The organism is Mycobacterium sp. IDR2000157661, from assembly GCF_022317005.1.
Classification (GTDB): Bacteria; Actinomycetota; Actinomycetes; order Mycobacteriales; family Mycobacteriaceae; genus Mycobacterium.
In genome coordinates, this window is record NZ_CP081006.1 from 4,351,556 (window position 1) to 4,367,064 (window position 15,509).

Genomic DNA, 15,509 nt, shown 5'->3' on the forward strand with positions numbered 1-15,509 from the left:
GGCCCGGATCGCGCCGTAGCAGCGCTCAGCGCGGTGTCTGGTAGTACTCGCGCTCCGAGACACCGGTCAGCGGCGCGACGAACATCCACGGGATCGTGGTGATCAACCTGTTCAAGGAGGCGACCGCGTCGTTGTAGTACTGGCGCGCGAAGGCGAGTTTGTTCTCGGTGTCGGCGAGGTTGTCCTGCAGGTTGAGGAAGTTGTTCGACGAGCTCAGCTGCGGATAGTTCTGGCCGAGCGCCAGCAGGGGCGCCAGCGCGCTGTCGAGATCCTTCTCCGCGGCGCTGCGCTGCGCCACCGACTTTCCCGACGTGGCCGCCGTCAACGCCGCGCGGGCGTTCGTGACGTGGTCGAGGATGCCTTTCTCATGCGTGGCGAAGGTCTGCACCGTGTGAACCAGGCTCGGGATCAGCGACGCGCGCCGGGTGAGTTCGACGTCGATTCCCGACAGCGCCTCGGCGACGCGCACGTCGGCGGCGCGCAGCTTGTTGTAGCCCACGACGAACAAGACGAGCGCCAGCACTGCCAGCGCCAGCGCGATGATCAGCAGGGTCGTCACCATGATCCGCCGCCCCCTCCTCCCCACCGCCACCGCCACCACCGCCGCTGAAGCTGCTGCCGCCGCTGCTGCTGCCCGACGACGCCTGCGATGCGGTGTAGGCGCCGATCGAGGACGACAACGCCGACTCGAAGGAGTCGAAGTTCGCGCCGCCGGAACTGCCGATGAACCCACTACCGGTCGTCGACGACGAGTGGTACCAGTCGGGCTGCGGGGCAACCGTTCCCGTCGCCGCCTCGTACTTCTTCGCCCACAGCGCCGCGGCACCGGCGGCGACCGCGAACGGCACGTAGGCCGAGTAGAGGTCCTTACGGGCCCCGAAGTCGAATCGGGCCTCGGCCGAGTCCGTCGTCAACATCCGGTGGAAACCGCCGACTCGCGACCACAGTTCGCGGCCCGCCGGGGTGCGCCTGCTGCCGACCCCCGGCGTCCACGACCCGAGCGACAACAGGAAGAACACCGCGAAGGGCAGCGCCCACATGGTGGTGGGGAACAGCCACCGGAAGACTGCGGTCAGCATGAGGATGAACGCGACGGCGTTCGCGGTACGCACCCACAACTCGGTTCTGCGCTTGACCAGGAGACCGTCCCCGTACGCCCACTTCTCGACCGCCTTGGCCATGTCAGTCTTGGCCTTGCTCAGCTTCTCTCCCGACTTGACGGTCTTCTTGGCCTCGAACTCGGTGCCCGGTCCCTGCACCTTCAGCGCCGACCCGACCGCCACGCTGACCGGGTCCACGTCGGCCCAGGCGCTGCGCTCGGCGATGCCGCTGACCCGCCAGTGCTTGTCGGACCTCTGGCGCAGTTCGACGAGCCTGCGTTCGGCCAGGTAGAACAGCGTCGCGGTCAGGCCGTGCTTCGGGACCGCCTCGGTGCGAATGTATTCCGCCTGCACCGGTCCCAGCCCCGGCGGCGGCGCGTATTGCAGTGGGAAGCCGGGCGAGGGTTCGACGGTGGTGCGTACCCACAGCAGTGCACCCAGTCCGAACGCCACCGTCAGCCCCGCGACCCAGAGCACGCCCGACACCGACCGGCCGAGCACGAGGTCCCACTCGTGAGACCACGGCAACTCGGTGCGCGGCGGAGTCGGCACATCGACGGCAGCGCGCACGGTCACCGGCGTGCGGGGCGCAAGGTTCTGCGCCGTCAGACGCACGGTGTCACCGGAGACGCTCAGGCTGCGGCACGGGGCGCCAACGCCGTAGCCGACCGAACACTGCGCCCCCGGCACGTCCCCTGGCAGGGTGACCGAGATGTCGGCGCGCTGGATGCGGTTGTTCCACGCCGGCGCGATGACGTTCCAGTAGAAAGCCGTTTCGACTCCGGTGGGGTCGCCGCTCGACGCGGCGAATCGACGGTCGGCGCCGGTGGTGCCGGGATCGAGGACACCGTCGATGGCATAGCGGATCTCGAAGACGTGCCTGCCGGGACTGAGGTACTCGTCGGGATCGCCGATCTTGGCCACCCGGAACCGATCGCCGTCCTCCCACAGCAACTCGTAGGGCACCGAACCGCCGTCGAGGGTGATCGACTCGATTTCCGGCACCTGCCGCACGCCCGGGCTGTTGGGGTTGGCCACGTCCCAGTAGCGGAAGATGCCGTGCCTGCCGCCAGGGAAGTCCGCGGTGATGGTCTCCACCGCCTCGAGTCGGCCCTCTGCGTCGACGTCGAAGTCCGCGCGGAAGTTGGCGATGACGACCGGGTCGGCAACGTCGGAGGCTTGGGATCCGCCCGTGAAGACGAGTGGCCACAGCAGCCCAAAAGCCAACAGCAGCAACGTGATCAGCCACAGGATCAGCCGGCGCACCGCCACCTCCCGTCCGCTGCGATGCCAGGTGTCCGCATCACCCTATGTGCAACGGGTCGATTTGGACACGAACCGGCTGCTGATCGTGGCGCGCGCTGAGCACCGCGGTGGCCCGGCGCAGGGCCGCCGCAAGGGCCAGCCCCATGTCGCGCGGCACCCGCACCAGCATCCGGATCACCGTGCTGTCGGGGCCTATCCCGGGCGGCCGTCGTGCGCCGCTCGGAAGATCGACGGGCCCCAGCCGTTCCGCGGTGTCGGGCAGTTCGGCGCTGTCGAGCAGAGCGTGCACCGCTTCCGGCACGCCGTCGAGGGCGGCCATGTGCGTGGTGGGCGGCAGACCCACCTCGCCGCGGGCGCCCAGCTCGGCATCGGAGTGGCCGACGGGGTCCCAACGGATCAGCGCCTGCACCGTGGGGATCGTCGACTCGGCGACCACGGCCACCACCCCGCCGTCGGATCGGCTGCGCACCAGCGCGCCCGCGGCCATCCAGCGACGCAACGTGTCCTCGGCGGCGCGCAGATCCTGACGGCCCAACAACGCCCAGCTGTCCAGGAGCAACGCCGCGCCGTAACCCTTCGCTGCGACGGGTTCGGCGCCCGGCGTCGCGACGACCAGGGCGGGCTGTGCGGCTACCTCGGGCACCATCGCGTCACCGCCGGACGTGATCACCATGGTTCCGGTGAACGCGCGGCCGAGTTCCTCGGCGGTGCGGCGCGCACCGATGACGACCGCGCGCACCGCGTCCGAACCACAACGGAGGCACCGCAACGCGGTGTCGGCGCGTCCACACCACCGGCACACCGCTCCGACGGCGTCGCGCTCGGGCAACGACAAGGGCCCGGTGCAGTGCCTGCAGCGGGCGACGGTGCGACAGCGCGCGCAGGCCAGCGCGGGCACATAACCGCGGCGGGGAACCTGGACCAGCACCGGCGCGCCTGCTTCGAGCGCCTTGCGCGCGGCCTGCAGCGCCATCGACGGGAGCCGCGCGGTGTGCGCGGCGGGGTCGCGCTCCTGGCTGAAACCGCTGTCGTCGATCGCGACGACCCGCGGAGCGGCCGTGCGCACCGCCGAGCGCGGTGCGACAAGGTCGTGTGCCCAGCGGCTCCGCACCAGGGCCTGCGCCTCGGCGGTGCGGGCGAATCCACCGATCAGCGCCCCGCAGCGCAATTGATGCGCCCGCAGCATCGCGACCTCGCGGGCATGGGGGTAGGGAGCGCGCGGCTCGGCGAGCGTGTCGTCACCGTCGTCCCACACCGCCACCAGCCCGAGATCGGTCACCGGCGCGAACACCGCGCTGCGGGTGCCGATCACCAGGCGTGCAGTGCCGCGCAGCGCCGACAACCACCGCCGGTACCGCTGTGCGGGACCGAGTCCCGCCGACAACGCCACCACGCGGGACTCGTCGATCAGCCCCGCCGCGGCGGCGTGCACGGCGTCGATGTCGCGTTGATCCGGGACGATGACGAGTGCGCCACGGCCGGAGCCGAGCGTGACGGCGGCGGCCTCGGCCAGCCGGTCGGCCCACCGCTCGCCGGGTAGCGCCTGCCACACCGCGCGAGCGGCCCGGCCGTCGCCCAGCGCCGAGAGGAACTGCTCGCCGCGGCCGTAGACCCGCCACGCCTCGGCGTCCACGGACACCGGTTGCAGGGGTGCCGGATCGGACTGCGGCTGCTTCTCGACGTTCGCGTGCCGGGGCGGGACGGCCAGGCGCAGCACGTCGGCTCGGGTGCCCGCGTAGCGCGCCGCGACCGCGTCGGTCAGCCTGCGGATCTCCGGTGTCAGCACCGGCTCGGCCGACACCACCCGGTCCAGCCAGCCCAACTTGCCGACATGCTCGGTGTCCGAACGTCTTTCCAGCACAAAAGCGTCGACCAGCCGGCCGTGGAACCGCACCCGCACCCGTACCCCCGGTTGGGCGTCGTCGGACTGCTCGGCCGACACCAGATAGTCGAATTCGCGGTCCAGGTGCGGCACCGTCAGCATCGGCAGAACACGCGCGATCGGCTCGTGTTCGGCCCGCTGCCTGGTCGCCGTCACCTACGCAGTCGTAGCAGACCGCGCAGACAACGAGAACAGCGAGGACCGCGCTGCCGTCCGGCCGAAGAAGAAGCCCGCGGTGATGAGCAGCAACGACGTCGCGTACACCCACCAGATCGGCACGGCCAGCATCTCTTTGTCGGTCGGCGCCAGCACGAATTCACTGATGCCGATCATCGCGTCCGAGACCGCGAAGCACGCCGCGCCCAGTGCCGTCCACAATGTCGGCAGCCGGGCCAGCAGCGCGGTGCACACCATCGCGCCCAGCACCGCGATGTAGAGCGTGACCGGCACCGCCATGCCGTCGGCGAGCAGTCGTGGCCAGAACCACACCAGCAGCGCCAGGCAGGCCGCGACGGTGACGCCAGCGGCCACCAACCGCGGCGCAGATCGTGCGGCCAAGGGCAGCAACGCCGCCAGGAAGCACAGGTGTGCGATCAGGAACGCGGCCAGGCCGAGCACGAACGATGGCTGCCACCACGGCATCGCCAACAGGAAGTCCCCCGCCGCAGAGAACACCAGCGCGCCGACGAGCCAGCGCCGCTCGCGCGCGATCGGGTGAGTCAACGCGGCGATCGCCAGCAGCACCGCAGTGGCCGCCTTCACGGCCGGCTGAAGCATGAACTGTCCGGTCAGCGCTTCGCCCGCAGGCAATCGCAGCGCCGTCACGATGAGGAACACGCCGTAGCAGGCGCCGACGGCCGCGGCCGCCACCCATAGCAGCCTGGTTCGCGGGTGTACGTACGGTGTAGCCACGTCCGTTCCCGAGGTAGAGCCGGCGAGCCCGGAACCGATAGACGCCATTCTGCTGAAGGTACTGGAGGCGGTGCCGTTTCAGGGGTCCCGTCGTGCATCACGCCCTGGGGACCACCTCACCGGTGCTTCGCCGGTGTCCTCGCGGGTACCGTGGGCGCAACGCCCAACGACGGGAGGCCTCATGACCGTGCCCGATCACGACACCGTCATCGTCGGCTCCGGATTCTCCGGCATCGGTGCGGCGATCAAGCTCGACAAAGCCGGAATGGGCGACTACCTCATCGTCGAAGCAGGCGACGGGCCCGGGGGGACCTGGTACTGGAATACTTATCCCGGTATCGCCGTGGACATTCCGTCGTTCTCGTATCAATTCTCGTTCGAGAAGAGCGCGGAGTGGACGCGCACTTACGCGCCCGGCGACGAGTTGCGCGCATACGCCGAACACTGCGTCGACAAGTACGGCCTGCGCGACCGGATCCGGTTCGGCACCAAGGTGCTCGGCGCGGCCTTCGACGACGACGAGAGCCTGTGGCGGGTCGAGCTCGACACCGGCCAGACGGTCACGGCGCGCTTCCTCGTCAACGCCTGCGGGGTGCTGGTCACCCCGAACCTGCCCGACATCGCCGGTGTCGACTCCTTCGCCGGCGTGACGATGCACACCGCGCGGTGGGACCACCAGCAGGACCTGACGGGTAAACGCGTGGCGATCATCGGTACCGGCGCATCGGCGGTGCAGGTCATCCCCGAGATCGCGCCGATCGTGGAGCGGCTCACGGTGTTTCAGCGCACGCCGATCTGGTGTTTCCCGAAGCCCGATGTGCCGCTGCCGCCGATGGCCCGGCGCATCATGCGGCTGCCCGGCGGGCACGCCGCCCAACGGCTTCTCAGCCAGGCCTATGTCGAGCTGACCTTCACGTTGCCCGCTCAGTACTTCACCATCAACCCGATGGCCAAGAACATGTCCAAGGTCGGCGAGGCGTATCTGCGCAAGCAGGTCGACGATCCGGCGGTTCGCGACAAGCTCACGCCCCGCTACGCCGTCGGCTGCAAGCGGCCCGGCTTCCACAACACCTATCTGTCGACGTACAACCGCGCCAACGTGGAGTTGGTGACCGAGCCGATCGAGAAGATCACCGGCTCGGGGGTTGCCACTGTCGACGGCCGGACCCGCGAGGTCGACGTGTTGATCCTGGCCACCGGGTTCCGGGTGATGGACAGCGACGACATGCCCACCTACCCCGTCACAGGATCCGGTGGGCGATCGTGGAGCCGACACTGGAACGAACACCGGCTACAGGCCTACGAGGGTGTCAGCGTGCCCGGCTTCCCGAACTTCTTCACGGTGTTCGGTCCGTACGGCTACGTCGGGTCGTCGTACTTCGCGCTGATCGAGACCCAGACCCATCACATCGTGCGGTGCCTGAAGCGGGCCAGTCGCACCGGCGCGCGGCGCGTCGAGGTCACCCAGGAGGCCAACGACCGCTACTTCGCCGAGATGATGCGCAAGCGGCATCGGCAGATCTTCTGGCAGGACAGCTGCAAGCTGGCCAACAGCTACTACTTCGACAAGAACGGCGATGCCCCGCTGCGGCCGACCACCACGTTGGAGGCCCTGTGGCGCAGTCGAAGCTTCCCGCTGCGGGATTACCGGTTCACGGCTTGATCGTCGTCAGACGCGGTTGTCGTGTCTGACTCCTCAACGCGGCTCGTTCCTCGCCGCTTGATCGTCGTCAGACGGCGGTTGTCGTGTCTGACTCCTCAACGCGGCTCGTTCCTCGCCGCTTGATCGTCGTCAGACGGCTGCCTTGAGGTCGTCGACCTTGTCGAGCCGCTCCCATGGCAGGTCGACGTCGGTACGGCCGAAATGGCCGTAGGCGGCGGTCTGGGCGTAGATCGGGCGCAGCAGGTCCAGGTCGCGCACGATGGCGCCGGGCCGCAGATCGAACACCGACGTGATCGCCTTCTCGATGCGGCCGGGGTCGACGGACTCGCTGCCGAACGTCTCGACGAACAGGCCGACGGGAGCCGCCTTGCCGATCGCATAGGCGATCTGCACCTCGACCCGCTCGGCCAACCCCGCGGCGACGACGTTCTTGGCCACCCAGCGCATCGCGTAGGCCGCCGAACGGTCCACCTTCGACGGATCCTTGCCGGAGAAGGCGCCGCCGCCGTGGCGGGCCCATCCGCCGTAGGTGTCGACGATGATCTTGCGGCCCGTCAGCCCGGCGTCGCCCATCGGTCCGCCGAGAACGAACTTGCCGGTGGGGTTGACCAGCAGACGGAAATCGGAGGTGTCCATCGTGTCGTGGTCCAGGTCGGCCAGCACCGTGTTGACCACCTTCTCACGGATGTCCGGCGTCAGCGTGGCATCCAGGTCGATGCCCGCGGCGTGCTGGGTGGACAACACGACGGTGTCCAGGCGGACCGGCGTCGTACCGTCGTACTGGACCGTGACCTGGGTCTTGCCGTCCGGACGCAGGTAATCGAGGACCCCGGTCTTGCGGACCTCGGTCAGCCGCCGCGACAGCCGGTGCGCCAGCGCGATGGGCAGCGGCATCAGTTCTGGGGTGTCCTTGATGGCGTAGCCGAACATCAGCCCCTGGTCGCCCGCGCCCTGCAGGTCCAGCGGGTCGCCGGCGCCGCCGACGCGGGTCTCGTGGGCGGTGTCGACACCCTGCGCGATGTCGGGCGACTGGCGGCCGATGCCGATGTTGACGCCGCACGTCTCGCCGTCGAAGCCCTTGTCCGAGGAGTCGTAGCCGATCTCCAGGATGCGGTCGCGCACTGTGTTGGTGATGTCGGCGAACGCTTCCTTGGCCGACGTGGTCACCTCGCCGACGACGTGCACCTGTCCCGTGGTGACCAGAGTCTCCACCGCGACCCGCGACTTCGGATCGCCCTCGAGCAACGCATCGAGCACCGAATCGCTGATCGCGTCGCAGATCTTGTCGGGGTGACCCTCGGTCACCGACTCACTGGTGAACAGCCGAGCTTCGCTCACGGTGCGATCCTTCCGCTCAAGTCTCTTGAGATAGTCCGTCAATTGTGTTGCCCTGTCGCACCCAAGCGGGTGCGCCGGTTGCGCGCAAGCTTTTCACGCTGCCGTGTGCGTGATGAGAGCTACCCGCCGCCGCTCTGCAGGAAGGCCACGATCGCGTCCACGATACGGCTGGCCATCAGAGTTTTCGAGCCGTGTTCCAGAGCGGATTCCGTGCCGTCGGCGGCCAGCAGCCAGCCGTCGTTGGTGTCCACTTCGAACGCCCGATTCTCGCCCACGGCGTTGACGACGAGCAAATCGCATCCCTTGCGCTGCAGTTTCGCCCGAGCGTGGTGCAGCACGTCGCCGTTGGCGTCACCGGTTTCGGCAGCGAAGCCGACGATGGCACGCATGTCGGGCAGCTGTCCGTCGCTTCGGGCGCGCACAGCGCCGGCGAGCACATCATCGGTGCGGGTCAGCTCGATGGCAGGCGTCGCGGCGTCCGGGTCGGCGGACTTCTTTATCTTGCTGGCCTGCATGTTCGTCGGCCGGAAATCGGCGACGGCCGCGGCCATCACCAGCACGTGCGCGTCCGGAGCGTGCTTGGACACGGCGTCCTTGAGCTGGGCGGCCGAACCGATGTGGACGACGTCGACGCCGGCCGGGTCGACGAGGCCCGCGGTGTTGCCCGCGATGAGCGTGACGTCGGCGCCGCGCTGGGCCATCACCCGGGCCATCGCGTAGCCCTGCTTACCCGAGCTGCGGTTGCCGATGAACCGCACCGGGTCCAGCGGTTCGCGGGTGCCGCCTGCCGTGACGAGCGCCTTGACGCCGGCTAGGTCGTAGGGCAGCGCGTCGCCCCGGGCCAGCAGCAGCTGAGCCAGCGTGGTGATCTCCTCGGCCTCGGGCAGCCGGCCGGCGCCGCTGTCGGAGCCGGTGAGCCGGCCGGAGGCGGGTTCCATGACGACAGCGCCGCGATGGCGCAGGGTGGCGACATTCTCGACGGTCGCCGGGTGGAACCACATCTCGGTGTGCATCGCCGGGGCGAACAACACCGGGCACCGCGCCGTCAGCAGCGTGGCGGTGAGCAGGTCGTCGGCGCGGCCCGCGACCGCGCGGGCCAGCAGATCGGCGGTGGCGGGCGCCACCACCACAAGGTCGGCCGACTGGCCGATCCGCACGTGGGGCACCTCGTGGACGTCGTCCCAGACGCCGGTGTGCACCGGATGGCCCGAGAGGGCCTCGAAGGTGGCAGCGCCGACGAAACGCAGCGCCGATTCGGTGGGAACGACGCGGACGGAATGACCCGCCTCGGTCAGCTGCCTGACCACGGTGGCCGCCTTGTAAGCCGCAATGCCACCGGCGACGCCGACGATGATCCGCTTGGGCTCCATGCGGGCCGCTCCCTGCCGCTACTCGCCCTCGGTGTGCTCGAGCAGGTCTCCGTGGATCTCGCGCAGCGCAATCGACAGCGGCTTCTCCTGCAGGCCGGGCTCGACCAGCGGGCCGACGTACTCCAGGATGCCGTCGCCGAGCTGGTTGTAGTAGTCGTTGATCTGACGCGCCCGCTTGGCGGCGTAGATCACCAGCGCGTACTTGCTCGACGCGCGGTTCAGCAAGTCGTCGATGGGCGGGTTGGTGATGCCCAACGGCGTGTCGTAGCCGCCGATGCCGGACGCGTCGATGTCGTCCACGGCGGCCAGGTGCCCGTCGGCGTGCGGGGTGCTCACGTGAGAATTCTCCTGGCGGTTTGAGTGAAAATCGGGTGGCTTGGGCTCCCTCCGCATTGCTGCGATGCTGGGGCTAGCTGTGGGCCACCAGCAAGGATACCAATTCAGCGCAGGCAGATTCCAAATCGCTGTTGACGACGACGCTGTCGAAGTCGTCCTGAGCGGCCAGTTCGGCCTTGGCGGTCGCCAGGCGGCGAGCCATGATCTCGGGCGTCTCCGTGCCCCGCCCCGACAAACGTGTCTCGAGCACCTGCCAGCTGGGCGGAGCAAGGAACACGGTCAGCGCTTCGGGCATCGCCGCTTTGACCGCGCGGGCGCCGGCGAGATCCACTTCGATCAGGACCGGGTGTCCGGCGGCGACCGCGTCCCGGACGGGCTGCGCTGGGGTGCCCGACCGATGCAGCCCCCCGTGGATGTCGGCCCATTCGAGCAAAGCGCGGGCCTCGATCAGCTGCTGGAATCGCTCTGGGGTGACGAAGAAGTAGTCGACGCCCTCCACCTCGCCCGGACGGGGCGTCCTGGTGGTGACGGACACAGAGAAGTACAGGTCGGGAATGCGTTCGCGCAGGCATCGGACCACGGTCGATTTCCCGACGGCTGAGGGGCCGGACAGCACAACCACCCGGCCGGCCCCTCGGCCGGCGCTCAACGTATTGCGCCTAGGACTGGTCGAACTTTTCCAGCAGCGCCTTGCGCTGACGGTCGCCGAGCCCGCGCAGCCGGCGGGTGGGAGCGATCTCGAGTTCGGTCATGATCTCCTGCGCCTTGACCTTGCCGACCTTGGGCAACGCCTCCAGAAGCGCAGACACCTTCATCTTGCCCAAGACCTCGTCGGTCTCGGCGTCCTTGAGCACCTGCTTGAGGTTGGTGCCGCCGCGCTTGAGCCGATCCTTGAGCTCGGCTCGTGCTCGACGTGCGGCAGCAGCCTTCTCCAACGCTGCCGCGCGCTGTTCGTCGGTCAACTGGGGAAGGGCCACGGGTTCCTCCGTCTCGTCACCATCATCTGTTTCTGCCTCAGCTGATCAGGAATTCAGAACAGCCAGCGACGACGACCGTACCCACGCATCCTGACGAAAGCGAACCCCACCCCCTGCTTTCCGCGATAAAAGCCCAGCGTGTCGGCCCGGGCCGGGCCGCAGGCTGAACCGCCCGCATAAGTGCCGACCAAGCGAAATGCGCCCGCGAACCGCCGGAACCGCCTGCATTTCAAGGCTTTTCACCGGCGCTCTGGGCCGTTTCACGGCGATGGTGTGTGACCGGGACCACATCGAGGCGCTGAGGGAGGGCCGAAAAAAGAAAATTTTCGCTGGTCATGCCGTTTGGGCGTGTCGCACGGGACGCGCTTGAGCGGGTGCTGTGGCCGGTGATGCAGGTGTTTCAGACGATGCTGGTGAGTCCCCCACGCGGGCGGCCGCTAACCGCCGAGGTAGGCGAGGGCGCCGCGCATCCGGTCCGCGGCCGCGCGCAGCGATGCAACGTCGGGGCCTGCGCGCAGCACGTCCCGCGACACCGCAGGCAGCAGCTGGCCCGGCAGCGCTCCCCCGAACCCCTCGAGCGCATCCGGACGCCCACCCTGGGCACCGACACCAGGGGTCAGCACCGGGCCGTTCAGTACGCTCACGTCCGGCGGGTCCGACAGCGTGGCGCCCACGACGACACCGATCGAGCCCGGTCCGGGCGCCGCCGCCTGGTTGACCGCCGCAGCGGCGTCGACGATCGACTGCGCCACGCTTCGCCCGCCGGTGTCGGCGCGCTGCACGCCGGCGCCCTCGGGGTTCGACGTGGCGGCCAGGACGAAGACGCCGCGGCCGTGCGCGAGCGCGGTGTCGATCAGCGGCTGCAGGGAACCGAAGCCCAGGTACGGCGACGCGGTCACCGCGTCGGCCGCCAGCGGCGAATCACCGGCCCAGGCGTGCGCGTAGGCCGCCATCGTCGACCCGATGTCACCGCGCTTGGCGTCGGCCAGCACCAACACGCCCGCCTCACGTAGCGCGCCGAGCGTGTGCTCGAGTACCGCGTAACCCGCCGATCCGTACGCCTCGAAGAACGCGACCTGTGGTTTGACGACGGCCGCACCGGCGAACGCCGCAACACAGATATCGCAGAAGCGCCGGAGCCCGTCGACATCCGCGGTCAGCCCCCACGACCGCATCAACTCCGGATGCGGATCGATGCCCACACACAGCGGTCCCCGCCGTGCGACCGCATCGGCCAGGCGCAGACCGAAGGTGCTCACGTCCCCAGCACGCTGTGCAACTCCTGCAGCGACATCACGTCGATGTCACCGCGGATTCCGGCCTCGATGCCCTGAACCGCCGCCGACGCGCCCTGCACTGTCGTCACGCACGGAATGTTGTTCGCCACTGCGGCCGAGCGGATCTCATAGCCGTCGATGCGCGGACCGGAGTTGCCGTACGGCGTGTTGATCACCATGTCGACCTCGCCGGCCCTGATGACGTCCAAGGCCGAGGAGGCCGGCCTGCCCTCCCCCGGTTCCTCGAAGTGCTTGCGCACCTCGTCACAGGGAATACCGTTGCGACGCAGCATCTCCGCGGTACCTTGGGTGGCCAGCACCCGGAAGCCGAGGTCGGCCAGCCGTTTGACGGGGAACACCAGCGAACGCTTGTCGCGGTTGGCCACCGACACGAACACCGTGCCCTCCGCGGGCAGCGACCCGTAGGCCGCGGTCTGGCTCTTGGCGAACGCGCTGCCGAAGTCGCGGTCGATGCCCATCACCTCGCCGGTCGACTTCATCTCGGGACCGAGCAGCGAATCGATCTGCGCGCCGTCGGCCTTGCGGAACCGGTGGAAGGGCAGCACGGCCTCCTTGACGGCGACCGGTGCGTTGCGGGCCTTGGTGGAGAATGAGGCGCCGTCGCCGGTGCGGGCCAGCAGACCCTCCTCGCGCAACTGGGCGATGTCGGTGCCCAGCATGATCCGTGCGCACGCCTTGGCGAGTGGCACCGCGGTGGCTTTGGAGACGAACGGCACCGTGCGGCTGGCACGCGGGTTGGCCTCCAGCACGTAGAGCACGTCGTCCTTGAGGGCGTACTGCACGTTGAGCAGTCCGACGACGCCGATGCCGTGCGCGATCGCCTCGGTGGCCCGGCGGACCGCGTCGATGTCGCTGCGGCCCAGCGTGACCGGCGGCAGCGCGCATGCCGAGTCGCCGGAGTGGATGCCGGCCTCCTCGATGTGCTCCATGATGCCGCCGATGTAGACCTCGCTGCCGTCGCACAGGGCGTCGACGTCGATTTCGATGGCGTCTTCGAGGAACCGGTCGACGAGCACAGGATGCTCGGGCGACAGTTCGGTGGCTCGGGTGATGTAGCCGTCGAGGGTCTCGTCGTCGTAGACGATCTCCATGCCGCGTCCGCCCAGCACATAGGACGGCCGTACCAGCACGGGGTAGCCGATGTCGGCGGCGATGCGGCGGGCCTGGTCGATGCTGGTGGCCATGCCGAACTTCGGTGCGGGCAGGCCGGCGTCGGCGAGTACTTCGCCGAATGCGCCGCGGTCCTCGGCGAGGTCGATCGCCTTGGGGCTGGTGCCGACGATCGGCACGCCCGCGTTCTCCAGGCGTTCGGCCAGCCCGAGCGGGGTCTGCCCGCCGAGTTGAACGATGACGCCGACGACGCCGGGGCCGCCCCGACCGGACTCCTGCTCGGCGTAGTACACCTCCAGCACGTCTTCGAAGGTCAGCGGTTCGAAATACAGCCGGTCGGCGGTGTCGTAGTCGGTGGACACCGTCTCGGGATTGCAGTTGACCATCACCGTCTCGAAGCCGGCCTGGCTCAACGTCGTTGCGGCGTGTACACAGCTGTAGTCGAACTCGATACCCTGCCCGATGCGATTGGGACCCGAACCGAGGATGAGCACCTTGGGTCGCTCGGTTTGCGGCGCGACCTCGGTTTCGGCGGCGGGATCGAGTTCGTAGCTGCTGTAGTGGTACGGCGTCTTGGCCTCGAACTCGGCGGCACACGTGTCGACGGTCTTGTACACCGGGTGGATGCCCATGCGCCTGCGCAGCGTCCGCACACCCACCTCGCCGGCGAGTTCCGGTCGTAGCTCGGCGATCTGGCGGTCCGACAGCCCGTGGTACTTGGCGCGGCGCAGCAGGTCGGCGTCGAGCACCGGCGCGTCGACGATCTCGGCGCGCAGCGTGACCAGCAGACCGATCTGCTCGATGAACCACGGGTCGACGCCCGAGGCCTGCGCGACCTGCTCGACCGTGGCGCCCAGTCGCAACGCGAGTTCCAGGTCGTAGAGTCGCCCGTCGGTCGGCGTCTGGAGCCGGTGCAGCAGTTCCTCGACGGTGACTGCGTCTTCCTGGTCGGCGGGGCCCGTCCAGAACCCGGCACGCCCGGTCTCCAGCGACCGCATCACCTTGCCCAGGGATTCGACGAAGTTGCGGCCCAACGACATCGCCTCGCCGACCGACTTCATCGTGGTGGTCAGCGTGCCGTCGGCGCCTGGGAACTTCTCGAACGCGAACCGCGGTGCCTTGACCACCACGTAGTCCAGCGTCGGCTCGAAACAGGCCGGCGTCTCCTTGGTGATGTCGTTGACGATTTCGTCGAGGGTGTAGCCGATGGCCAGCTTTGCGGCGATCTTCGCGATCGGGAAGCCGGTCGCCTTGGACGCCAGCGCACTCGAGCGGGACACCCGCGGGTTCATCTCGATGACGATCAGCCGGCCGTCCGCCGGGTTGACGGCGAACTGGATGTTGCAGCCGCCGGTATCGACGCCGACCTCGCGCAGGATCGCGATGCCCAGGTCGCGCATCGTCTGGTACTCACGGTCGGTGAGCGTCATCGCCGGCGCGACGGTGACCGAGTCGCCGGTGTGCACACCCATCGGGTCGAAGTTCTCGATCGAGCACACCACCACCACGTTGTCGTGTCCGTCGCGCATGAGCTCGAGCTCGAACTCCTTCCAGCCGAAGATCGACTCCTCGATCAGCACGTTCGCACTGGGCGACGACGCGAGCCCGTGCCCGGCCATCCGCTCGACATCCTCGGCCGAGTACGCCATGCCCGAACCCAGTCCGCCCATGGTGAAAGAGGGCCGCACGACGACCGGCAGCCCGAGGTCCTCGACGGTCTCGCGGACCTCTTCCATCGTGAAACACACTCTGCTGCGGGCGGATTCGCCACCCACCTTGGCGACGATGTCTTTGAACCGCTGGCGGTCCTCGCCGCGCTGGATCGCCTCGAAGTCCGCGCCGATCAACTCGAGGTCGTACTTCTCCAGCACCCCGTTCTCCGACAGCGCCACCGCGGTGTTCAGCGCGGTCTGGCCGCCGAGCGTGGCCAGCAAGCCGTCGATCTTGTTGCCGCGCTCGGCCTGCTGGGCGATGACGCGCTCGACGAACGCCGGCGTGATCGGCTCGACGTAGGTGTGGTCGGCGTACTCCGGGTCGGTCATGATGGTCGCCGGGTTGGAGTTGATCAGCGTGACCTGCAGGCCTTCCTCGCGCAGCACCCGGCACGCCTGGGTGCCGGAGTAGTCGAACTCCGCGGCCTGGCCGATGATGATCGGCCCGGAGCCGATCACCAGCACGTGGTTGAGGTCAGTCCGCCTGGGCACCAGTCCCCCTCCCCGCCGCGAGCGCGCAGCCTGGTACGCAGAGCGCGCCGGAA

11 protein-coding genes and 1 pseudogene are annotated in these 15,509 nt (G+C 68.9%); 1 reads left to right on the plus strand and 11 read right to left on the minus strand.

The window, feature by feature from the left end:
• Positions 1–25: 25 nt before the first annotated feature.
• From K3G64_RS22275 to K3G64_RS22290, 4 genes and pseudogenes are all read right to left on the minus strand, one after another.
• On the minus strand, positions 26–562 hold the full coding sequence (locus tag K3G64_RS22275; RefSeq protein ID WP_238887297.1) for a LemA family protein: 537 nt from the start codon (positions 560–562) through the stop codon (positions 26–28).
• A pseudogene (locus tag K3G64_RS22280) lies at positions 556–2,366 on the minus strand (DUF2207 domain-containing protein). The gene K3G64_RS22275 and the pseudogene K3G64_RS22280 overlap by 7 nt, the downstream one beginning before the upstream one ends.
• A gap of 37 nt (positions 2,367–2,403) precedes the next feature.
• Positions 2,404–4,350, minus strand: a complete 1,947-nt coding sequence (locus K3G64_RS22285; protein ID WP_370647248.1) for a primosomal protein N' — start codon at positions 4,348–4,350, stop codon at positions 2,404–2,406.
• A 54-nt stretch (positions 4,351–4,404) separates the two neighbouring features.
• Complete coding sequence (locus tag K3G64_RS22290) at positions 4,405–5,208, minus strand: lysoplasmalogenase (protein ID WP_238887301.1); 804 nt, start codon at positions 5,206–5,208, stop codon at positions 4,405–4,407.
• A 133-nt stretch (positions 5,209–5,341) separates the two neighbouring features.
• Here K3G64_RS22290 and K3G64_RS22295 point away from each other — a divergent pair, with 133 nt between their 5' ends.
• Positions 5,342–6,823 (plus strand): flavin-containing monooxygenase, encoded by a 1,482-nt coding sequence (locus K3G64_RS22295; RefSeq protein ID WP_238887303.1) that lies wholly within the window; start codon positions 5,342–5,344, stop codon positions 6,821–6,823.
• Between the two features lie 129 nt (positions 6,824–6,952).
• On the opposite strand, the gene metK is transcribed toward K3G64_RS22295, so the two are convergent.
• The 7 genes from metK to carB all read right to left on the minus strand — a co-directional run bounded on the left by metK (position 6,953) and on the right by carB (position 15,456).
• Entirely contained in the window at positions 6,953–8,161 is a 1,209-nt protein-coding gene (metK, locus tag K3G64_RS22300) for a methionine adenosyltransferase (protein WP_238887305.1), read from the minus strand.
• Positions 8,162–8,280: 119 nt separating this feature from the next.
• On the minus strand, positions 8,281–9,531 hold the full coding sequence (gene coaBC / locus K3G64_RS22305; RefSeq protein ID WP_238887307.1) for a bifunctional phosphopantothenoylcysteine decarboxylase/phosphopantothenate--cysteine ligase CoaBC: 1,251 nt from the start codon (positions 9,529–9,531) through the stop codon (positions 8,281–8,283).
• An 18-nt stretch (positions 9,532–9,549) separates the two neighbouring features.
• On the minus strand, positions 9,550–9,867 hold the full coding sequence (rpoZ, locus tag K3G64_RS22310) for a DNA-directed RNA polymerase subunit omega (RefSeq protein ID WP_238887309.1): 318 nt from the start codon (positions 9,865–9,867) through the stop codon (positions 9,550–9,552).
• A gap of 73 nt (positions 9,868–9,940) precedes the next feature.
• Positions 9,941–10,516 carry a guanylate kinase gene (gmk, locus tag K3G64_RS22315; protein ID WP_238887311.1) on the minus strand — a complete coding sequence of 192 codons (576 nt, stop codon included), beginning with the start codon at positions 10,514–10,516 and terminating at the stop codon, positions 9,941–9,943.
• 10 nt (positions 10,517–10,526) lie between these two features.
• Complete coding sequence (gene mihF / locus K3G64_RS22320; protein ID WP_003889986.1) at positions 10,527–10,844, minus strand: integration host factor, actinobacterial type; 318 nt, start codon at positions 10,842–10,844, stop codon at positions 10,527–10,529.
• Positions 10,845–11,281: 437 nt separating this feature from the next.
• Positions 11,282–12,103, minus strand: coding sequence for an orotidine-5'-phosphate decarboxylase (gene pyrF, locus K3G64_RS22325; protein ID WP_238887313.1), 822 nt, complete (start codon positions 12,101–12,103; stop codon positions 11,282–11,284).
• Positions 12,100–15,456, minus strand: coding sequence for a carbamoyl-phosphate synthase large subunit (carB, locus tag K3G64_RS22330; RefSeq protein WP_238887318.1), 3,357 nt, complete (start codon positions 15,454–15,456; stop codon positions 12,100–12,102). The genes pyrF and carB overlap by 4 nt, the downstream gene beginning before the upstream one ends.
• Positions 15,457–15,509: the final 53 nt, after the last annotated feature.